At 40.5% G+C, this 20,472-nt stretch carries 17 protein-coding genes; 7 read left to right on the top strand and 10 right to left on the bottom strand.

Annotation, left to right across the window (positions count from 1 at the left end):
* Positions 1 to 253: 253 nt before the first annotated feature.
* Complete coding sequence (locus tag AAC000_RS18010) at positions 254 to 745, top strand: hypothetical protein (protein WP_339724649.1); 492 nt, start codon at positions 254 to 256, stop codon at positions 743 to 745.
* 40 nt (positions 746 to 785) lie between these two features.
* Here the strand turns inward: AAC000_RS18010 and AAC000_RS18005 are convergent, their stop codons facing one another.
* Positions 786 to 2,402, bottom strand: coding sequence for a cation:proton antiporter (locus tag AAC000_RS18005; protein WP_339724647.1), 1,617 nt, complete (start codon positions 2,400 to 2,402; stop codon positions 786 to 788).
* A gap of 324 nt (positions 2,403 to 2,726) precedes the next feature.
* On the opposite strand from AAC000_RS18005, the gene AAC000_RS18000 reads away from it, so the two are divergent.
* Positions 2,727 to 4,520: a protein adenylyltransferase SelO family protein gene (locus AAC000_RS18000; RefSeq protein WP_339724645.1), complete on the top strand. Its 1,794-nt coding sequence runs from the start codon at positions 2,727 to 2,729 to the stop codon at positions 4,518 to 4,520.
* Between the two features lie 408 nt (positions 4,521 to 4,928).
* Here AAC000_RS18000 and AAC000_RS17995 read toward each other — a convergent pair whose 3' ends face one another.
* The 4 genes from AAC000_RS17995 to yafN form a co-directional block, all read right to left on the bottom strand.
* Positions 4,929 to 5,807, bottom strand: a complete 879-nt coding sequence (locus AAC000_RS17995; RefSeq protein ID WP_339724643.1) for a YopT-type cysteine protease domain-containing protein — start codon at positions 5,805 to 5,807, stop codon at positions 4,929 to 4,931.
* A gap of 914 nt (positions 5,808 to 6,721) precedes the next feature.
* On the bottom strand, positions 6,722 to 7,033 hold the full coding sequence (locus AAC000_RS17990) for a type II toxin-antitoxin system RelE/ParE family toxin (protein ID WP_215933578.1): 312 nt from the start codon (positions 7,031 to 7,033) through the stop codon (positions 6,722 to 6,724).
* Positions 7,033 to 7,272, bottom strand: a complete 240-nt coding sequence (locus AAC000_RS17985) for a hypothetical protein (protein WP_339724640.1) — start codon at positions 7,270 to 7,272, stop codon at positions 7,033 to 7,035. Before AAC000_RS17985 ends, AAC000_RS17990 begins: the two co-directional genes overlap by 1 nt.
* A 187-nt stretch (positions 7,273 to 7,459) precedes the next feature.
* Positions 7,460 to 7,744 carry a type I toxin-antitoxin system antitoxin YafN gene (yafN, locus tag AAC000_RS17980; protein WP_339724638.1) on the bottom strand — a complete coding sequence of 95 codons (285 nt, stop codon included), beginning with the start codon at positions 7,742 to 7,744 and terminating at the stop codon, positions 7,460 to 7,462.
* Positions 7,745 to 8,521: 777 nt separating this feature from the next.
* On the opposite strand from yafN, the gene AAC000_RS17975 reads away from it, so the two are divergent.
* The 5 genes from AAC000_RS17975 (at position 8,522) to AAC000_RS17955 (ending at position 15,086) form a co-directional block, all read left to right on the top strand.
* Entirely contained in the window at positions 8,522 to 8,854 is a 333-nt protein-coding gene (locus AAC000_RS17975; protein WP_339724636.1) for a MarR family transcriptional regulator, read from the top strand.
* Positions 8,844 to 10,094, top strand: coding sequence for a DNA cytosine methyltransferase (locus AAC000_RS17970; RefSeq protein ID WP_339724635.1), 1,251 nt, complete (start codon positions 8,844 to 8,846; stop codon positions 10,092 to 10,094). Before AAC000_RS17975 ends, AAC000_RS17970 begins: the two co-directional genes overlap by 11 nt.
* A gap of 9 nt (positions 10,095 to 10,103) precedes the next feature.
* A complete protein-coding gene (locus AAC000_RS17965) occupies positions 10,104 to 12,011 on the top strand; it encodes a restriction endonuclease (protein ID WP_339724634.1) in 1,908 nt (635 codons plus the stop codon).
* A 35-nt stretch (positions 12,012 to 12,046) separates the two neighbouring features.
* Positions 12,047 to 14,392: a DUF2357 domain-containing protein gene (locus AAC000_RS17960; RefSeq protein WP_339724632.1), complete on the top strand. Its 2,346-nt coding sequence runs from the start codon at positions 12,047 to 12,049 to the stop codon at positions 14,390 to 14,392.
* Between the two features lie 436 nt (positions 14,393 to 14,828).
* The gene (locus AAC000_RS17955) at positions 14,829 to 15,086 is read left to right on the top strand and encodes a hypothetical protein (RefSeq protein ID WP_339724630.1); all 258 of its coding nucleotides are present in this window, start codon (positions 14,829 to 14,831) and stop codon (positions 15,084 to 15,086) included.
* Positions 15,087 to 15,716: 630 nt separating this feature from the next.
* Here the strand turns inward: AAC000_RS17955 and AAC000_RS17950 are convergent.
* The 5 genes from AAC000_RS17950 to AAC000_RS17930 all read right to left on the bottom strand — a co-directional run bounded on the left by AAC000_RS17950 (position 15,717) and on the right by AAC000_RS17930 (position 20,257).
* The gene (locus AAC000_RS17950) at positions 15,717 to 15,968 is read right to left on the bottom strand and encodes a type II toxin-antitoxin system ParD family antitoxin (RefSeq protein ID WP_339724628.1); all 252 of its coding nucleotides are present in this window, start codon (positions 15,966 to 15,968) and stop codon (positions 15,717 to 15,719) included.
* A gap of 232 nt (positions 15,969 to 16,200) precedes the next feature.
* Complete coding sequence (locus AAC000_RS17945; protein WP_339724626.1) at positions 16,201 to 16,509, bottom strand: CcdB family protein; 309 nt, start codon at positions 16,507 to 16,509, stop codon at positions 16,201 to 16,203.
* Positions 16,510 to 16,515: 6 nt separating this feature from the next.
* Positions 16,516 to 16,740 carry a type II toxin-antitoxin system CcdA family antitoxin gene (locus tag AAC000_RS17940; protein WP_339724624.1) on the bottom strand — a complete coding sequence of 75 codons (225 nt, stop codon included), beginning with the start codon at positions 16,738 to 16,740 and terminating at the stop codon, positions 16,516 to 16,518.
* A gap of 559 nt (positions 16,741 to 17,299) precedes the next feature.
* On the bottom strand, positions 17,300 to 18,748 hold the full coding sequence (locus tag AAC000_RS17935) for a hypothetical protein (protein WP_339724622.1): 1,449 nt from the start codon (positions 18,746 to 18,748) through the stop codon (positions 17,300 to 17,302).
* A 504-nt stretch (positions 18,749 to 19,252) separates the two neighbouring features.
* The gene (locus AAC000_RS17930) at positions 19,253 to 20,257 is read right to left on the bottom strand and encodes a hypothetical protein (protein ID WP_339724620.1); all 1,005 of its coding nucleotides are present in this window, start codon (positions 20,255 to 20,257) and stop codon (positions 19,253 to 19,255) included.
* Positions 20,258 to 20,472 lie beyond the last annotated feature (215 nt).

Here is a 20,472-nt window from a genome sequence, read left to right as displayed (position 1 = left end):
TCAATCATTGCGCCGCAACTTGTATCTCAAAAACCTGCGCCCCTAATTAGTCCCCCTCTTAGCTCTTTGAGCTTATCCTAGAGGTACCTCATTTAGGGTTTAAAGTTTATCAACAGTACCTCACTTCCCAAGCTGCAAATCTCAAGATGAATGGTTTATTATAACCAATCAATAACTGACAAAATGGAATACAAGCCCTTAGATATAATCAGTTTTACAGCTAATCACTAAGACTATAAAAAGGATATTTAAGTTGAAGATAATCATAATACTGCTGCTATTAAGCGCTTTTAGCAGGCTAGCCTACAGCCAATGTGAAGTAGAAAAAAAACAAGTAGATAACTGGAATAAGGTACTTAAAAACAAAGTCACTGAATGGGCTAGAAAGAAACACCGCGTAGCAAAAAAAGAATTTCTTGATTGCTTACGTCAACCTAACAAAGAAAGCCCCACTCAATCACCGATTCGCTCAAGTCCTTCAAAGCCAGCACCCTCAAAACCTGAATATAAATTCGCCCCTATTAAAAGCGCTAAACATGTCACTGTCTCTGATTACGCCAATTTCAAAGGTAAAAAGAAACTAGCCTGGAGCCACTACTTTAAAGAATCAGATGAATGTTTAAGCAACAAAAACGACATGAAACTATTTGTTGCTTGCGCCAAAGTCAGAAAACAACAGCTAAAAACATTTAACAGCAGATGGAATGACCAAACCCAAGCGTTAATGCCTTTATTGGACAATTAAGTTCTATCGCGCTCCCAACAACTAGGCCGTTGCAAACAGGTTAATCAGTAGCAACGGTTGATTCGACACTTTTCTTAACCAGTAATAACGCAGCTTCACGGCGAGCATGCACAAAAGACTGAATATTCAGCCCAGCCAAAGCAGATTGTTCGGCGCGGCTATTCACCTTAACGATAAGTTTGGCCTCAGGGTAATAATCCAACACCGCCTGACAGATAATTTTTTTGGTTAATAAGGTATTCATAGTGATAATGATGTTGGCTGACTGCTCAACCTTAAGTGACTCTAAAACCGGCAGTTTTTCCAAGTGACCAAAATACGCCATATAACCACGGTCACGGGCCAGTAAAACATGAGACAAGTTATCAGAGATAATCACAAATTTTTTGCCTTCTTTACTGAGCTCAGTAGCAACAATGCGCCCTACTATTTTAAACCCACAAATAATAATGTGGTTCTTGGCGGCAATGGGGGTGATTTTGTCTGATTCAAAAAACTCCACCACAAAATAAGAGGCCAACTTATAGATATTATTCACCATAAAGGGGGTAACTATCATCGACAACACTGTGACTAAAATCAGGAAGCTACCCAGCTCTTCAGTAATAATGTGCTGGTTTGCGGCTAAGGAAAAAATCGCAAATGAAAACTCACCAATTTGGCACAAGGCAATAGCTGACTTAATGGCGTCACTTTTATTGGCTTTGCGCCTAATCAAAGTAAAAATGATCGCCCCTTTCACTAACATGGCTAACAGTAATACACCTAATACCCAAAAAAACTCGTTGTAAAAATAATGGATATCTATCTTAGTACCAATTGAAAAGAAGAAAGCGCCAAGCAACACATCTTTGTAAGACGCAATATCTGATTCAACTTTTACATGATAATGGGTTTCGGCAATGATCATCCCCGCAATAAAGGCACCAAGCGAATAAGTAAAACCCATCTCATGGGCTAGCAGTGATGCCCCTATCACTATGGTTAAAACAGATCCTAAAAACAGTTCTTCGAGTTTGGCATTAGTAGAAAAATGCAATAACCATTCAATCAACTTTTTACCTAAGGTGAACATAAACAGGATGACTGCAACGGCCGACAACAGGGTTTTAATCAGGATTTCTTGCATAGACAATTCGTTATTGGCTAAAAAGCTAATCAATAACAAAATGGGGATCACCGCCAAGTCTTGAAATATCAGGATAGCCACTGACTTTTCGCCATAAGGCGTAATGATATCCTTAGACTTTTTCAGGTATGTCAGCACTATGGCGGTAGACGACAAGCTAAAAGACAACGCAATAACAATAGAAGAAGTTGAATCCAAGGCAAAAATATAATGGGCAACGGGATATATCACTAAAGCACTGAGTACCACTTGCAAAGTACCGTTAATAAACACCACTTCACGCATTTTTTTAAGCTTAGCAAAGGACATCTCCAAACCTATAGTAAACATCAAAAACACTATGCCAAATTCACCAATTAGGTCTAACGAGCTTAAGTTTTCGCTGCCATTAAAATCAAAGATGTTACTAATAATAGTACCGGTAATGATGTAACCAATAATGTGCGAAATTGAGAATTTTTTTAAGACCAAATTAAGCACGCAGGCAATAGCCAGAGAGATAAAAATAATAAGAAGAATAGAATCCATAATTGCCGTATCAGCCCCAACGCCGTTAACATTCTTATAACAAAATAGCGAGTTTATTTGGTTAAACTAGTTTTTATAGAATAAGCATTAGTTGCGATTATGTCCAATTATACTCATTGCCATGGGCTTTATTTTTTGTGAATTTTAACGATCGTGGAAGGGAAGTTAATAAACCCTCTTGTTGCTTATACGGGTAATCACCTCATTGATTAAAGACAAGTCACCTATATGAGTTGTATCTACTACTTTAAAAGCACAAATATCTGCATTATTAATGGGGTAAGATACTTACATTTAGCTTTACGCGCCTTGGTATACACAACTATGACATACACACTGCCTCAACAAAACGCAGCTACTATATCCACGCTTAACGACCTTGCACCCTTGGCTAATTATTCACTAGTGGACACCCTCAACTGTGATCCTGATGCCACCCAAAACGGCGTTGACCATGGGCCTCGACAAGTTTTCTCGGGTCATTACGTGCCTGTTAATCCTACGCCAATTCAAGATCCAGAATATGTAGCACACAGCCAAACTTTCTTCAGTGAACTTGGCTTTAGTGACAATATGGCACAATCAGCCGACTTTATGCGACTGTTCTCTGGCGACACCTCACAAGTGCCACCACCAATGCGCAAGACGGGTTGGGCAACGGGCTATGCACTATCAATTTATGGTACCGAATACATTCAGCAGTGTCCGTTTCAAACGGGCAACGGCTATGGCGACGGGCGCGCCATTTCTGTACTTGAAGCGGTGATCAACGGCAAGCGCTGGGAAATGCAGCTCAAAGGGGGCGGCCAAACGCCCTATTGTCGCGGCGCAGACGGTCGCGCGGTGTTGCGCTCCAGTATTCGCGAGTTTTTGGCACAAGAACACATGCACGCCCTAGGCGTACCCACATCACGGTCTTTAAGTTTGTATGTTTCAAAAACCGAAACAGTGCAACGTCCGTGGTATTCGCCTGGTTCGCTTTCGCACAACCCCGATAGGTATATATATGAACCAACAGCCATATCCACACGTGTTGCGCCATCGTTTTTGCGCGTTGGCCAACTTGAACTGTTTGCCCGTCGTGCCCGCGTAAACCAACATCCTAAAGCACTAGAAGAGCTCGAAAAAATAGTGCTCCACGCGATTGACCGTGAGTACCCTGACGTTATCGACACCCTGCTGCCTACCCCTGATAAAGTGGTATTGCTGGCACGTGAGTTTCAAGGCCGCCTTGCCTCACTGGTGGCCAATTGGATCCGTGTGGGTTTCTGCCAAGGTAACTTCAACAGCGACAACTGCGCTGTTGGCGGCTTTACCCTTGATTATGGCCCTTTTGGTTTTTGCGATATGTTTCAACCCTATTATCAGCCTTGGACAGGCGGCGGCCGTCACTTCTCGTTCATGAACCAACCCAATGCAGCGCAAAAAAACTTCGAGATGTTTTGTTCAGCGTTACGGCCTTTACTGGCCGCCCATCAAGACCATTTACGAGCGCTCGACCAAGTTCAAAATGAATTTCCTAAGGTCATGAACAAACAAATGAAAACAATCTGGGCTGCCAAGCTAGGTCTTAGCATCTTGGCTGAGGATGTTGACAATACCGAAGCCGACGAAGCAGCTTTCAACACACTGCTCAGCGAATTACTCACGCTGATGCAACAAACGCCTGTTGATTACACAATTTTTTTCCGAGAACTCTCGTCAATACCCAAGGACATTAGCCCGTTGCAGAAAAGCTTCTACCAAAACATCCCTCAAAATACTGCCAATGATGCAGACCCTGCACTGTGGGACAAACACTGGACACAATGGCTAGAAAACTGGAAAACACTGCTCTTTAGCGCGAGTAACAACAATGCCACTTTGCCCCGTTCAAGTGATGAAATTTCAAAGCAGATGAAGAAGGTTAACCCAAAATACATCTTGCGCGAGTGGTTTGTTGCACCAGCTTATCAGCAAGCAAGTTCGGGGGACTATACGCTAGTTCAAGAACTGCAAGCAGTGATGACACAACCCTACGAAGAGCAATCCAAGCTTGTTGAAGACAAATACTATCGGTTAAAGCCAGCGGAGTACTTTGAGGTAGGAGGGGTGTCGCATCTTAGTTGCTCATCGTGATTGTCTGACTTTAAAAAGAACATAAAAAGTAGTGCACTTTGGCATTGAATCTGGGGAGTAGAAGATAATCGTAGCGACGATGACTGTCCTGATAATTACTTTTCTTCAAGCGTCATTCCGGTATGCTTTTTAGCCGGAACCATTCTTTTATAATCAACCACTATGATGGCTGTCCTGAATATGGAGTTAACTTTGTTCTGACCTCGATAGGTATTCTAGGTATTCTTACCCCGATAGTTAAGCGCCAAGGATACGGGCTTAAGCGTCATTCCGATGTGCTGTTTAGCCCGTCATTCCGGTATGCTTTTTAGCCGGAATCCATTCTTTTATAATCAACCACTATGATTGCTGTCCTGCATATGGAGTTAACTTTGTTCTGACCCCGATAGTTCAAGCAAATACTAGAAGCTAGATGTCGAAATCAGCGCCAAAAATGTCCTCGATCATCGATTCGGCCGTTGCCTCAGCATCAACAGGTACATATACCGCTGCGGGGGGACCAGCGACATGAGCTGGCACTGTAGCACCCTGTCGGCCCGGAAATGTCCTCATTACCGCGTAAATATCCCAAGACACCATTAAATCCGAATATTCGCGCAGCAGAAGTGTACGCAAAAAGGACTCCATTCGTTCGCGAGATGCCAAGGTGTACTGACCAAAATTGGGATCAAACACGCGATACGGTTCATTTACTCGTATCGCAATTTCATGCCCCCCATCTTTACTCAGCATACCGATCATCCTTACCCCAGTCTTATCACCCAGCACTGGTTCGAAGCAGCATTCGATTAAATTTTTTGCAACGGAGTACTCAGCCGGCAGAGTCTGGTGGGCAGAATACTGAGGCTTATTGCCCTCTCCGACCAACTGCAGCGTGAATCCCTCCCGCCTTGCAAACAGCTCGAGCACTCGTTGTTTCTGCTGCGCTTTGTTGAGCGACAATTGCAGTAGCCTGGTTTCTCTCCTGATATTGTAAAAGCGACTGCCTTGAACAGGGTAGTCGTAGATCTGGAATCTAGCCCAGTCGTAGGACATGGCCCAGCAAACCCCTTTGTTAACTGAGTTAGGTGTTCCTATTAGGCTGTACCCTTGGCTCAAGGGAAAATCGCAGTCGTCGTTAAAAGTGCCCAGTGAATTGTCGCGATTTGCCTTAATTTGGGCCAGAATAGCCTCAGTTTCCTCTGCAGATTTCGCCAACGTATTGCTCCCTTTATATTTCATCAGTAAATGAAAGATGTTTGCTTGATAAGCATTTTGCCATCGGCGCGTTAAACCTAAAACGGGCACTCCATGCTTTTACCAGCAGGCAACATCAAACGCTTATACAAAACAACAATACTATTAGTCGAATAAACGTCATTGTTTATAAAATTCAACTTTTACTTTAACTTATATCTTAAATTTCACCTCTTTTTCGCCTTATTGAACGTAAATAAAAGGGATCGTAGACAATTTAGTTGTTCAAACGGGAGTGACCATATATGTCCTGTTAATTACTTTTCTTCAAGCGTCATTCCGGTATGCTTTTTAGCCGGAATCTATTCTTTTATGAACAACCAAAATGATGGCTATCCTGAATATGGATTTAACTTTGTTCTGACCCCGATAATTCAGCGTCATTCCGGTATGCTTTCTAGCCCGTCATTCCGGTATGCTTTTTAGCCGGAATCCATTCTTTTATAAACAACCACTATGATTGCTATCCTGAATATGGATTTAACTTTGTTCTGCCCCCGATAGTTCCTTTTCTTCAAGCGTCATTCCGGTATGCTTTTTAGCCGGAATCTATTCTTTTATGAACAACCAAAATGATGGCTATCCTGAATATGGATTTAACTTTGTTCTGACCCCGATAATTCAGCGTCATTCCGGTATGCTTTTTAGCCGGAATCCATTCTTTTATAAACAACCACTATGATTGCTATCCTGAATATGGATTTAACTTTGTTCTGACCCCGATAGTTTAGCACCCAATCTCGACTTCCTTGTCGAGCTGTTCAACTGGGCGAAGCCGTGCTTCTAAAAAAACCAGTTTCACCCATGCCATTTGCCCCAAGAATAAGCCATTTTTAGCTGAAACTTTAAATGCGGGAAGGCAGTTCCGGAGCCACCAAAGATTAGAATTAAGGAATGAGAAAAACGACTTTCTTGGATGAAAATTATGATGGCGTTCTGTTTATTGGTCCTGTTAATTCTCAGCTCTAAAGCTTCATATACCTTGTAAATTGCTTGTTGTCAGTAATGGCAAGCACAACAACACGCTCTTTTTCTTCATCAATTTTAAAGTATGCAGTGTAATGGGTATGCTTTGGGAAAATGAATTTACGTACATCGACATTATGTACTGGGTGTTTGTGGGGAAAACTAGGCAATGATGATGTTAGTGTTTGGTAAAGATCAATTACAAATTGATCGGCAATGGCAAAATTTAGGCTATCTTCAAAAATGTAATTTTGAATATTGATTAAGTCTTCTCTTGATTCAAGAGAAAAAATGAGTTGGTAATTTCTCATTAATCAACTGATGTTATACGGCTTCTTGCATCGAATAAAAGATTGTTTATGAAATCATCATTTGCTTCATAAAATTGCCCATTTTTAACTTGCTCTTGAGCACGAGCTAGTTTTCTCTCTAAAGCTCGTTCAGTTACAGCAGACAAGATCATTTCTTCTGCTTCTATAACAGATGAAACTTTACCCGTTTTGACCTGTTCATCAATAAATATATCAATAGGTTGTGTTAGTGCACTCATAGGAAATACCTTAAAAGTAATACTTCTATTTTTCAGTTTACAGTAAAAGCCAATATATGAAAAACCACTAATAGATAATCGATAAGTAATGTTGGTAACTAACAACTATCATGCCTGTCATGTTAGTGCTGCAACTCATCAGTTGATAATAAGTTTCGTATTAGCCGACTTTTAAATACCCGTATCATTATTCAAAGTCAGCTAATTCTTTATCAGAAGCGCTTAGCAATTGTTCGGCTCCTAATAACGCAATCGATGCCAGACGAGCACTTGATGGACGAAATTGAGAGCTTTGAGACTTAGACTCTATCAGCCTAACCATCTGTTCATACAGAGCAGCGCTAACCATATACCCAGCTGTCTTGTTATTAGATAAAACAGCTACTGGTTCATCTATAAAATAATCCATTGGCTTTTTTCTTAACTCAGAAACTGAAACCGTTTTTTCGGCCAAAATCGATTGTACTGGCATATACTCTCCTAAAAAAAACACAACATTAGACTTAATTATGTACAAAATTTTGTACTTTACAACTTAAGTTTAGTTGTTAATCACTCTAATGCCATTAATTGGACTGCGTACTTACATCCGAGAGTAGAGTAAAAATAAGAGCATCGGCGAGGCCGACTCTGAGTTTTAAGGGCTTCGCCATTATTTAATATTGATGATTTTAAGTCGAAGTCACTTAATTTGACTCTGTTCCTTTTACTTTTGTTAACTAAAAGCATGTGCTGTGCACACTGGAATCCTTTCCAGACTTCAAACAGCATCCCTGCAGTCTGACTTACTTTCTTGCTACAGCTCAAGAAAGTAAGCAAAGAAAGCCGCTCGCCAAAATATGTTCTTCATCCAATTATTTTTGATATTTAGCAGGTCGTCGTAATGTGCTCCCAGCACTCTACGACTCAATTTATATCCATATAAATTGCCCTACAAAATATCAAAAATAATCGGCGAACATACATGCGAGGAGAAATCAAAAGATAAGAGCATCGGCTGGGCCGATTCAGTTTTTTAACGGATTAACTATTATTTAATATTGATGATTTTAGGTCGAAGTCACTTAATTTGACTCTGCCCCTTTTACTTATTCATAGAACTTCAAACGAGAAAATAGCTTGTGCTATTATCAGCAGTTGATAAGATACGTTACTTATGTATAAGCATACAGCCTTTTAATTGACCAAACGTTGCTTTATGCACTCGCTGGCTTTCTACCCAGTCGCGAACAAACGATTCGAGTAAACAATGAAAAACGTAAAACAATCGCGCTGTGTAATAGGGATTAAAGGACAAACGCCCGACCCAGATTACCCTGTTGATATTTGGTTCGACTCGCTTAAATCCGTGGCTAATGTGCTGTCGAAAGAAAACCAGCAATTGTTAAAAATAATCGCCAAACAACAGCCGCAATCGGTCACTGAACTAGCCTCACTTACGGGGCGTGCTGTCAGTAATGTGTCGAGAACACTTAAGACATTGGGCAAGTACAATTTAGTTGAAATGCAAAGTACAAAAACTATGCTTCGCCCTAAAGTCATTCATCAAGAATTTTTAGTAGTAGTCAATAATGAAAAATAAAAACAAGGTCCTGCTACAAGCAGAAGAACTTATTAAGCCCTTAGCACTTGCTCATGTACCACAAGACAGTGACGTTAAAGCGACAATTGATCAATGGTTACACGCCATTGCAACCGATAACCAGTTTTACTGTAATCCAGATATTAGTAAGCCTGAACAGCTCAAAAAAAGTGTAATAAGCCTGTTAGAACACAATGGTTTATATTCAACACGAGAAGCGTTCTTTAATGATGTCTTTGGTGCTTTAAAGTTAAAACCAGATTTTGACAGTAAATTTCGCTTTATTGATTTATTTGCGGGAATCGGCGGAGTTCGACTCGGTTTTCAACAAAATGGCGGTGTTTGTGTATTTTCTTCTGAATTTGATAAACACGCTCAACAAACCTACAAAAATAACCATGGTGAAATACCATTTGGAGATATAACAAAGATCCCAGCGAACGAAATCCCTGAGCACGACGTTCTTTTAGCTGGTTTCCCTTGTCAGCCGTTTTCGCATGCAGGTCTTAAACTAGGGATTGAAGATACCAGAGGCACACTGTTTCACGACATAGCCTACATATTAGAGACGAAGAAACCTAAGTTTGCGTTACTAGAAAATGTTAAAGGTCTGATTAGTCATGACAAGGGCTATACATTGAGGGTTATCCTAAAAACGTTAACCAAAATAGGATATAGCTGTAATATTCCGAAAAGTGTTATTGAGCATGGGTCTACAAAAGAGATTCAAACCTTAGCTAAGGAAATGGTTCTGAAATCAGTGGACTTTGGAATACCACAGAATAGACAGCGCATATATATAGTTTTATGGCGTGATGGCGAAGTTGATAAGTTTGAATATCCAAAACCACTAGATGTTGAAGTTAAAGTTGGTGACAAATTAGAGAAAACCCCAGACCCTAAATTAACAATTTCGGATAGATTATGGGCGGGGCATCAACGAAGAAAAATTGAAAACAAAAAGAATGGTAAAGGTTTTGGTTTTGGTTTAGTTACAGAAGATTCGCCTTATACAAACACCATCTCAGCAAGATATTACAAAGATGGTAGTGAAGTTTTGATCGATCAGGTTGGAAAGAACCCTCGGAAAATTAGTCCAAGAGAGGCTGCTCGCTTGCAAGGTTTTCCAGATCAATTTGAACCAAGCGCTTCAAAAGTGCAGGCTTATAAACAATTTGGTAATAGCGTTACTGTTAATGTAATTAACGCAATTTCAAATCAGATTTCAAAGTACTTTTAAGGATTAATAATGCTAGTAGATTTAAGGAAATACGGTGCGAAAAATTCCGATGCTGTAGTTAATACTAACACACTAAAAGAAATTAAGTTGCCACTTAGTCTTAGGGAAAAAATTGAAGGGAATGTTTTAACAGGTAAGCTTTCTGTTAACCCTTATACAGCATTTTCTAATACTAGCGCGACAAACTACGCTGTCATGCCCAATCAGATTTTTAGATTTGCATGTGAAATTTATGATGCTGCATTCGAAGTATTTGCATACTTTGAAGCTTTAGATAATCTAAAAAAAGAAATAAATATAATAGAGTTATTTTCTGAAAATGTAGAAGAAATAGAGGCCCAAATACTAGAGGTAGGCATACTGGAAAAAGTGGATGCTGAATTGCTCGCTCAGTTTATATCTTTTCCAAAGAAAAAAGGTGAGAAAAATGAATTTAGACTTGGTGCTAAATCAATTTTCAACAAAAGTGACACTGGCAAGATAACTGTTCGTTCGAATGAGGATTGTTTTGGGTCAATCGTATTAACAATGGTTAATCTACCAAATTCATCATCTAGTATTTTTGGTGACTTGGTTTATTCATTAGTCCAGAACAAAGATTTGTTCGATGAAATACGCATTTACTTTGACAAAATGACTAGTACCACTCCCCCTGCAATCGTTACAGGCTCTTGCATCGAATTACCCAAACCCTTCCTCCTTCTCGCGGGTATCTCAGGCACAGGTAAAACCCGTTTTGTGCGTGAGCAAGCAAAAACATCAAAGCAGTTTACTGAAACTTATTGTTTAACCTCAGTAAGACCCGACTGGCATGAGCCGAGTGATTTGCTTGGTTATATCTCCCGTTTAAACGGCGCAGCTGAATACATCACCACGGATGTATTGCAGTTTATCGCTAAAGCTTGGCGTGCTATTGCTGATAGCGGCTTAACCGTTGAAGTTGAAGATAATGACGACCAAGGTGAGCGATTAGTTGTAACAGGTGAACGTGATGCGCTAGATCAGGTATTGCCTTATTGGTTGTGTTTGGATGAAATGAACCTTGCACCCGTTGAGCAGTATTTTGCCGATTATTTGTCAGTGCTCGAAACCCGTGAATGGGATTGGAAAGAAGACAGTAGTTTTACCTATAGCTGTGATGCTTTATTGAAATCTGCCACCATTAAAGCCGTGGCTGATAAAGCAACACTACGCGAGGCGTTAGGTTTTGGTAGCGCTGACGATGGTAAGTATAACGAACTTTGGGATCTGATTTGCCAATATGGTTTAGGTATTCCGTTTAACCTGCTGGTCGCGGGTACGGTAAATATGGATGAAACCACCCACGGCTTTTCTCGCAAGGTAATTGACCGTGCGCTGAGCTTTGATTTTGGTGAATTTTTCCCTAATCACTTTGATGAGTTTTCCGATTTTGGAACCCAAAAAAGTTGTAACAAACGCCTCAGTTACCCAGTTAGGTCGCACGCCAGCAAAGCGGAGTTAGCTAATACCATGGATCCCGATGGTAAAGAAACCGTTAAGTTTTTAACGGCGGTAAACGCAGTGCTAAAAAACACACCATTTGAATTGGCGTTCCGCGCCCTCAATGAATTACTACTTGCCGTTGCTAGCACCCAACCACAAGATGACCTTACCCTAAAAGCTGTTTGGGATGACTTTATGATGTGTAAAGTGCTGCCGCGTATTGAAGGTGATGAAGATAAATTAGTTGGGCATAGCGATAAGAATATTTTAGAAGCGTTGCTAAACGTTTTAGAAGAGCAGTTGGCAGGGGCTTGGGAAAACGGGCGACCGGATTTGTACCGTGAAAAAGTAGAATCAGAAGGTGAAACCATTACAGTCGAGTGTCGTTCTAAGAAAAAATTAAGTTGGATGAATGACCAACTTGTTTGTGGTTTTACATCTTTTTGGCCTTAAATCAACGGATTTTTATACTTTGGCGGTAATGGAACATGGCTAAAAATACTGAATTGTTGAGCTATGAACATGATGACTTTGATATTCATGTATCTACAGATAGCTTAGATTCCCCTCGTAACAAACTAAAAAGGACTTATTTGTCACGGCCTGTTGAGCTACCAAAATATAAAGAAATGCTTGTGTTGGTTGGTTCTCAGCCAATGCTACCTAGCCTTAATATTGTGGGGCCACCACATATTCAACCGTTCTTTTTCGAAAACCGCCAGTATTGGTTTGAAATTGAGTTTAATGACCATGTTGATAAAGACTCTTTTTCCGTCAATCATAAGTATGCTTTGCTTGATCAAAGCTTTTCTGCTCACCCAAAACGTAAGTCATTAAATGCAGCGATTAATTTTGGTAACGATGTTGGGTTATGTCGTTTTGAAATCCAATACAGTATTGATGGGATTCAGCAATCTGTACCTGTAGCTTTTACCGTTTTTGCAACGAAAATGATACAAGCTCAAGATCTGAGCATTATGAACCAAGAAATAGATCGTGTTTATCCGCTGTGGCGATATGCCATTAGCGGTAAAACAACGCATACTCAAGGCAGATCAACTAAACAACCCGAGAAATTTGAACTCTTTTGGTTAGCGCAATTTGAGCGTTTAGTTGCCGAGTTTAATCAAGGTGTTAAAAGAGTATTAAATGCTCCTCATAATCGCTTACAGTCTTATAGTTTTCAGCAAAAACTAGAGAGAGTAAACAAAAGACTAGGAGCGAAACTGGAGCAGAAAGCAAAAGAGTTGATAGCGTCAAAACGCTCATCTCGGCTTGTTATCAAAAAACAGCGCTTGAACCTAGATACCCCAGAAAATCGCTTTATTAAAATGGTTCTTGTGAAAACCAAAATGAACTTATCTCAAATACTTTTGGCTATTCGTACAGAGAAAGATTCAAAAGTATCCAGTTCCTTTCTTGCTTCTTTAGAAGCATGGCGTGATCAAGTTGGGCGGTATGCAAAGCACCCGTTATGGCAAGAGGTTGGTGATTTTAAAGGCCAATATACCGAATCTAAAGTGCTACAAGAAGCTGCTGGTTATTCAAAGGTTTATAAAGTTTGGCAACAATTGAAATACTACTTAAATGAGAGTCTTGGAGAAAGCCGTTTATCCATGAAGTCTGTTGCGGATATTTATGAGATTTGGTGTTTCTTAGAAGTAAAGTCAATTATTGAGTCTTTGGGCTTTAAAGAACAAACTAAAACCCTTAGCAATCTTAAACAAGTGCAGTTTGAGAAACAATTTTCAAAAGACGAAATGGCTGCTGCTTTTATATATCACCATGAAAGTGATCAAATGCTGATAGAGCTTGCTCATGAACCTTCATTTACGCCTAAGGGCACTGCCAATCGAACTTGGCTTGCAAACCATCGACCTGATATTGTGCTTCGTGTCACACTGAAAAATGGCGAAGCATTCTTTATTTTGTTTGATGCAAAATATCGTATAGACACTACGCAGTTGGGTGATAAAGATGCCGTGCCTGAAGATGCGATTAACCAGATGCATAGATACCGCGATGCGATTATTCACCAACGACTTTTTGAGTACGAGTCACCAATGAAAAGTCGACCTGTTCTTGGCGCGTTTGCTTTATATCCAGGCTTTTTTCCAATTCAAAAATCTGAACCAAACCCTTACGCTGAAGCTATCAAGGAGATTGGTATTGGTGCATTTCCACTATTGCCAAGTGAGTGTAATCAAGAGTCTAATAATTATTGGATAAAAGAATATTTAGCTCAGAAGCTTGGTAAAACTCGAGAGGCTTTGGGATACAACAAATCTTCGTCATATGATTATCATTTTGTTGAAGATTCTGCCCGGATTGCTCCTTATGGCGTCAATGTGTCTAGGCACTACGGTTTAACATTCGTGGCGCCAGTGAATGAACTTGATCGTGACCAAGAGTATTTGGAAAAAGCTAAAAGAGGTAGTTTAAAGGGGTACCATACAAGACTTATCGCGACTAATCGTCAAAATGTACACAGAAACATTGTACGTGAAATACGTTATCTTGTACTCACAGTCCGTGACAGTGATCAAGATAGGGAACAATTAGGAAAATACTTGTATTCAGTCGCTAGTGTGAAGCTTTTACCGAGGCGCGATATTGATAAAGAAATAACAGGAAAAGAGAGCGACGCGACTGAAAAATACTGGGTGTTTGAGTTTTCCGGAGCGCCTGTTCTTTTAAGTAATGTAATTAAAAAGCCCTATGAAGAACATTTCAACTTCAAACTAATAAAGGCTGAACGTTTACCAGAGATTTCCCATTGGGGTGAGATTCAAGGTAACTTAGAACTGTACGAAGATTTGAGCCCTACATGGTAAAAATATCACCCTGCAAGAAATGCCATTTGAACGCTGTTAAGTAAAAACTGATACCATTTAAAATGATTTCATTTAGATGATGCGAAGCCTTTGTAAATTCGAATAAAAGAAGACATAGCCAATTTAGTTGCCATAAAAATTCATATCCATCGAACGTAAACTGTTGTTTTTAGTATTTTTATTGAACTACCGAGACTACTATTTTTACCTGTTAAAGCAAAGTAAATATTTTTAGCCCTCAAACTATCTTAGTGAGCGCAGCTCATGCCTTGGCGGCAAAGCGGTCGCCGCGCGGCCGCTGCTTTTGACTTACCCTCGACTCAAAGCTCGCCATTTTTCTACTCTTTTTTGTAGGGCAATCGCCATGGATAGGCGATTGAGTAATAGCTCGTCTGGAACGAATTATTACGACCTGCAAAAATGAGTAGAAAAGTGGATGAAGAGTTTTGCCCTCGAGCGGCTTCTTTTTGGTTACTTTATTCTTAGCTGCAGAAGAAAAAGTGACTGGCTTGAAGGGATTCAAGTCAAAAACGCAATGGATTGCGGTAAGCGCAGCGCATGCTTTGGCGGCAAAGCCGTTACTCTCAAGTCAAAAACCATCAGCGGGCGCCGCGCGGGACGATGGCGCCAAGCGTGCTTTGTAGTTACCAAAAACAAAACAACACTACCAAAACTTCAGCCACAAGGCACTTAACGACAGTAAAAAAAGCCACTCAATTGAATTACTAGGACACACATCGTAGGACAATAAACAAAACAACCATCAAACATTAAATTAGATATGTCTGGTGAAATCCATTTCAGTACGAAGCACGCGGCCTATAACAATGTCGGATGTTTCGATTCGATAATAAATGGAATGAGCGCCAGAAATCACACGGCGGCAATTGGGGTAAATGCCATCAATGGCGGCATACTGAAAAGGATTTTCAGCCGCCTTTTGGCACTTTTCAATGATAGATTCATAATAAATTATGGCCGCGTTAAGGCCATATTCTTCAATTCCAGAGTAGGGCCTGTTGAGCTTTCATATATCACCGAGATTTTCCTCAAAATGTTCTTAATCAAGGCGAAGCATGTGAAGTTTGGCCATCCAAATAAACAGGCTTCAACGCCGAGTAAGTGCGTTTTGAGGAAAACCCTAAAGGGCTGGGCCATTTATCCGGCTACCTTCGTTGTTCATCTATCGTTTAGAGTGACTAAACTTCAAGACGAACGCCTCGTTATCCAAATAAATGACCTCAGTCTCGATTGACATATGAAAGCTCAACAGGCCCTGATATTGCGCTAAGATCTTCATCTGCTTTTTCTGTAAAAACGTACATTACTGTATGTTTTTCTTGCTCAAAACGTCTTGCATAATATCCTCAGCACTTCGGGGGCTTATACCGCTGTTAAACCCCTCATCTAACAACCCACGTAAAACCGCTAGGCTAGATTGTGCTTTCTGCTCTTGAAGCAAGCGCAAAGCTTCACGCACAACTTCACTTTGGTTGTTATATTCACCCGCCGCAACCAAGTCCTCGATAAAAGTGCCAAGCTCACTGCTGGGCTGAAATGTAATAGTACGAGCCATAAAAACCTCATGTAAGTTTTGTACTTACATTGAAATTACACGTGGAATTCCATTGACGCAAGAATATTCATATCCATCGAACGTAAACTGTTGTTTTTATTATTTATTTCATGCAACCGAGAAGACTGTTTTTACCTGCTAAAGTAAAGTAAATATTTTTTGCCCTCAAACTATCTTAGTGAGCACAGCTCATGCTTTGGCGGCAAAGCCGCTGTTTGTTACTAACGTACTTCTAGATCCCCATCAACAACGCGTCATAAGCATTGACAATAGCATCTCGTGAATCCATAACGTTACCAACAAGATCACTTAGTCTATTACTTTCAATGGTCGCCATAACATTCATGCAAAGGTGAAACTCAGTGTCATTTATGGATATAGGCACACTGACTTTATCAAAAGCAACAGTTGCATCGTCAGTAACAAAGCACACAACACGAGTAAATAACCCATCCAACAATTCACTTTGTAGACAGCATACATAAGGATATAGCGCTCGCCCTTTGACAATTGGGTTGAGATAAACATCGAACTGTTTCATAACAGATTAAATTGCCATATCTTCATCATCAAAAGGTAAGCCGTTATCGGCAATATGCTGGTTATAACGCTCTATTTTACTTTTGTTGACCTCTTGCCACTTTTTAGCAATATCGGCGCGCAACGTCCGTTCAAGGGTCTGACTCATATTAATACCGAGCTTTTTAGCATCATCAGACAATGATTTGGAAATGTACAAATTCACTCTGGATTTATCTTGGGTAGCTTGCATTAGACACTTCTCATACTTACGTTATATACACACTAAACTATACACACAAACTTTAACAATAAAAAACTTCGACGCCGAGTTTTATCAGGACACCTTGAAAGTGGCTCTTAGAATTAAAGAAGTAGCACAACAAACTTCCTTTGGCGGCAAAGCCATGGATTGTTCACGCAGCGAATACTTTAGCGTCCGCAGCACTTGCCCTAAGTGCAAAGCACAACTAACACCTCGCATTTGAGCCGAATAATAAATGGTATTCGGCTCATTCTTTGAAAAATCAAAAAGCGGACACATAAAGGTTGATGTATGTATATCTGGCAATATCCAAATTGGACAGAATTTACTTATAACCCGTTACGCGATCAAGAGTTGTTGATCTTTGGTGAGCTTTTAACAGGACAGTCAGGCCATTGATAGTGATTGTGGTAGTTTGATGGTGAACTCGTCACCGCGCTGGGATAATTTCAATTATCCACCATAGTTGCGGATAAAGCAGTCGACTCACTTTGAATGAGCCAACCGCATCAAAATTGACTTTGGTGTTATTTGAATTTAGTTGAATCTAGTAAAATTTCAGTTTCGCTCTACGTAAAAATGCAATGAATAACAATGGCATTAACAAAAAGGTAAACGCGCCGCCCCCTGATTCATTGCTTTGAACTGCAGGTGTGGGTGCAGTAGACGTTGGTGTTTCAGGCTGATTGGGTTCGGCCTCTTTTGCCTTCACCAATTTTGTATCCAGGATATTGTTAAAGCCGTTTCTGTCTACGTCAAAGCCCGTTGAGTAAATTTCACCATCTATTACATACTGCTCGGCCGGCGTGACAATCAACCTAAGATCGATTTGGGCCAAAGGTAACAATTGGCCTTTACATTGATAGCCTTCTGACACTGCCACACAAAGGCTATCGGGATCCTCTAGAGATAACACTTGGATAGCTGCATCGGGGCGTATATTAAGTACAAATTCATCAACCCCAATGTTGAGGTTTTCTTGCACCACTATGTCGATGACGGTTTCGGTATCACTACTGGCGTTTTCATTTAAGCTCGCGACAACCGACTGTTCGATGACCTTGCCCTGATTGCGACACCAGCCCACATCACATAACAAATACGCTGCCATACTGATGTCTTCGGTTCTGGCGTTAGTAGAATACATTAATTGTGCAGGCTGCACGTCGAAAGAAAAATGACTGCCCGCTTGTCCGTCCACACTACCAGTGTCTGGATTAGGCGTGGCGTACATATAAACGTAACCATCTTGATGGCCAGAAGTCAGTTCAGCTCTGGCTGCATCACGTGAAGCTGGCGAACCACCAAACCAAAAATTGTCTGTAGAAAGGTAAGCATCGGTCTTTTTTTCCATGCTTAAAGACTCAAACTCTTTGATGATCCCATCATCGTTATAGAATAAATAGGGTGACAAATGACCATCGCGGCTAACAGGCTCGGGAAGACAATTGCCCAAACAATCTGTTCTGCCAAATCCTAATACATGCATCATTTCATGGTATGCGGCGTAAACAAAACTAGGATGTTTGTCATCACCCGATGCCGTGAATGTTGCAATGTTTGGCATAAAGGATACTAAGGCGTCTTCATCTGACTGGTAGTCTTGTGAAAGTAACGCACTGACTAAGGTACCTGGGTAAGAACTACCTATTTGCATTACACCAAATTCATCAGTCATAGTACCTTCCATGACTTCCGAGTATGCGGGCCCTAAAGTAGTCGCTGCATACCCTTCCCACACATCAAATTCCACATGTAATTTATGTGCAATAGGGCCGTGGTTAAATTGTAGCGAAACAGCCCGAGTAACATGCGCAAGTAGCGCTTGGCGATGCTCGCCTAAGGTGGTTTCTGTGCCATCACTAGTAGTAAAAGGCTCTGTGCTAAATGCCCCTTTGCCTGGTTCATCTATGTAGGTTATCTCGAACTTGCTTAAATTCTCTGCTACCGCAGCGGTACTTAATAATGTGCTAAATAAAACGCCTGTGTACTTCAATATCCTGTGCCCCTTGCTTTTATCAAGCAGCACCTTATAACTGACTTGCAGGGTATAAAAGTATCAGTACACATACCTAGGTATAAACCCCGTCCTGTCCTCATTAAATTTCTCATATAATTATCAAGCATCACCCAAGAGACTGATAATTATAAATAAATTGTTCAAAAATCACTCTCTCACTATTTAATCAGTGATGAGTTGAACTCATCATAAGAAAATTTATGGACGAACCAATGAAGAAAAGTCTTACAACCAGTTTATTAGTATCCTGGGGATTAAGATGCTTATCGAGTCACCCACTACAATTGCAATAAAAACTATTGCGAGTAAAAGTGGGATAAAAAGGGTTGTAATCAATTTAGTTGAATACAACGGCTCTGACACTTAGACGATTCCCTTACCCGATTGAACGCAAAATTAATATTGTTTGCCTGTTCATTATTTTAGTGAGCGCGGCACAATGTTGCTCAGAAAGCCCTTAATTTTACGTTCAAAAAGTAGCTAACCCACCTCTTTCAGTTGCTGCTCTTCTAAACGTTCAAGCAAATTAACATTGTTAGGCAACAACGACTTGCGTTTCTCGTTTTCTACTGTGCGCCTTTGGGCCTCTTCAAATATGACTTCTTTTTGCTGTTGTAATGCCTTAATCAGTTGCTTTTTTTGTTTGCCACTAAGGTCTGGGTTATTTTCAATGTTTTGGATTTTCTCTTCGATTTCCTGGAGCTTTTCTCGATCAATGCCCATACGGGCGTCGAGTAAAAGTTGCATCATATTGGAATAGTTTGAATCGGTTTCATCTACGGTAGGCTGTTTTTCTTCAGTGATGTTATTTGCGGTGTTAGCCACGGTTTGAGCGTTAGGCATAACAAAGGCTGACGTTTCATTCAGAGCAGATTCAAAATCTTCATAAAATCCTTTCAACATTAGATTGTGGTCGGTCCATCCTTCTAGGTTAACTCTAAATTCAAGGTTACTTCTGAGATCTGTAAATAATGCATCTATACCTTGTTGGCTCCACTGCTGCTCTGGGTTGAGGGCTTGTTTAGGTTGCACACCTTCGATCTTGACCCCAAACACCGCAATATGCATTCTTAACTCAAGCATCATTTTATCTGATTCACTCATGTCAGCGGTGGCACTTTCCCAAGCGGTTTTAACAAAGGCAGGGGCATTAACAGGAGGGAAAATAAGATTGTTTGCCGCGCCAACTTCAACAATACCATCATTATTTAAATCAACTTTGTCTGAGTGGTCGGGTTGACTTAATAAGTTTATGGCACCTTCTTCAGACAAACTCGAGACATTGATAGGCGCGGCTAATGAATTCGCTTTTTGTACTAGTGCGAGTTCACTTGCAGACATAGCAAGTAACCTGTCTTTTGCTGAGCCTTGAGAATCTTTAGCTTGGTTTAGGATGTTAGAGAACTGTTGGATCTCATCGTTATTAAGTTGCCTAAGGCTGAGTAAATTAAGTGACTTTTCGCTAAATTGAATGCTGTTGATCATCATTGGTCCTCGAATAAATGGTGGCACTTTGTTGCCGCTTTACCCTACTCCACGGAAAGACACAGCCCTAAGTTCTAAAAAGCAGACAAAAGTCTTGGCCACTATCACTCGTTTCAAAGGGCAGCCTTGCTGTTAAGTCCATTAATAAACAAAGACCAATAGACATGTATTTATTCAGAGCAGAGACATTAAGGTCGACCCCTTAGGGCAATTTT

The sequence above is a fragment of the uncultured Paraglaciecola sp. genome, from assembly GCF_963977085.1.
GTDB lineage: Bacteria > Pseudomonadota > Gammaproteobacteria > Enterobacterales > Alteromonadaceae > Paraglaciecola.
This window is presented reverse-complemented; position numbering and strand designations above follow the sequence as displayed.

Excerpts from the sequence above, each read along its gene's own strand:
- AAC000_RS17950 (WP_339724628.1), bottom strand. The coding sequence starts at position 15,968 with ATGGCTCGTACTATTACATTTCAGCCCAGCAGTGAGCTTGGCACTTTT.
- AAC000_RS17970 (WP_339724635.1), top strand. The coding sequence starts at position 8,844 with ATGAAAAATAAAAACAAGGTCCTGCTACAAGCAGAAGAACTTATTAAG.
- AAC000_RS17975 (WP_339724636.1), top strand. The coding sequence starts at position 8,522 with ATGAAAAACGTAAAACAATCGCGCTGTGTAATAGGGATTAAAGGACAA.
- AAC000_RS17955 (WP_339724630.1), top strand. The coding sequence starts at position 14,829 with ATGAAGAGTTTTGCCCTCGAGCGGCTTCTTTTTGGTTACTTTATTCTT.
- AAC000_RS17990 (WP_215933578.1), bottom strand. The coding sequence starts at position 7,033 with ATGAGAAATTACCAACTCATTTTTTCTCTTGAATCAAGAGAAGACTTA.
- AAC000_RS18000 (WP_339724645.1), top strand. The coding sequence starts at position 2,727 with ATGACATACACACTGCCTCAACAAAACGCAGCTACTATATCCACGCTT.
- AAC000_RS17965 (WP_339724634.1), top strand. The coding sequence starts at position 10,104 with ATGCTAGTAGATTTAAGGAAATACGGTGCGAAAAATTCCGATGCTGTA.
- AAC000_RS18005 (WP_339724647.1), bottom strand. The coding sequence starts at position 2,402 with ATGGATTCTATTCTTCTTATTATTTTTATCTCTCTGGCTATTGCCTGC.
- AAC000_RS17940 (WP_339724624.1), bottom strand. The coding sequence starts at position 16,740 with ATGCAAGCTACCCAAGATAAATCCAGAGTGAATTTGTACATTTCCAAA.
- AAC000_RS17985 (WP_339724640.1), bottom strand. The coding sequence starts at position 7,272 with ATGAGTGCACTAACACAACCTATTGATATATTTATTGATGAACAGGTC.
- yafN (WP_339724638.1), bottom strand. The coding sequence starts at position 7,744 with ATGCCAGTACAATCGATTTTGGCCGAAAAAACGGTTTCAGTTTCTGAG.
- AAC000_RS17930 (WP_339724620.1), bottom strand. The coding sequence starts at position 20,257 with ATGATCAACAGCATTCAATTTAGCGAAAAGTCACTTAATTTACTCAGC.
- AAC000_RS17945 (WP_339724626.1), bottom strand. The coding sequence starts at position 16,509 with ATGAAACAGTTCGATGTTTATCTCAACCCAATTGTCAAAGGGCGAGCG.
- AAC000_RS17960 (WP_339724632.1), top strand. The coding sequence starts at position 12,047 with ATGGCTAAAAATACTGAATTGTTGAGCTATGAACATGATGACTTTGAT.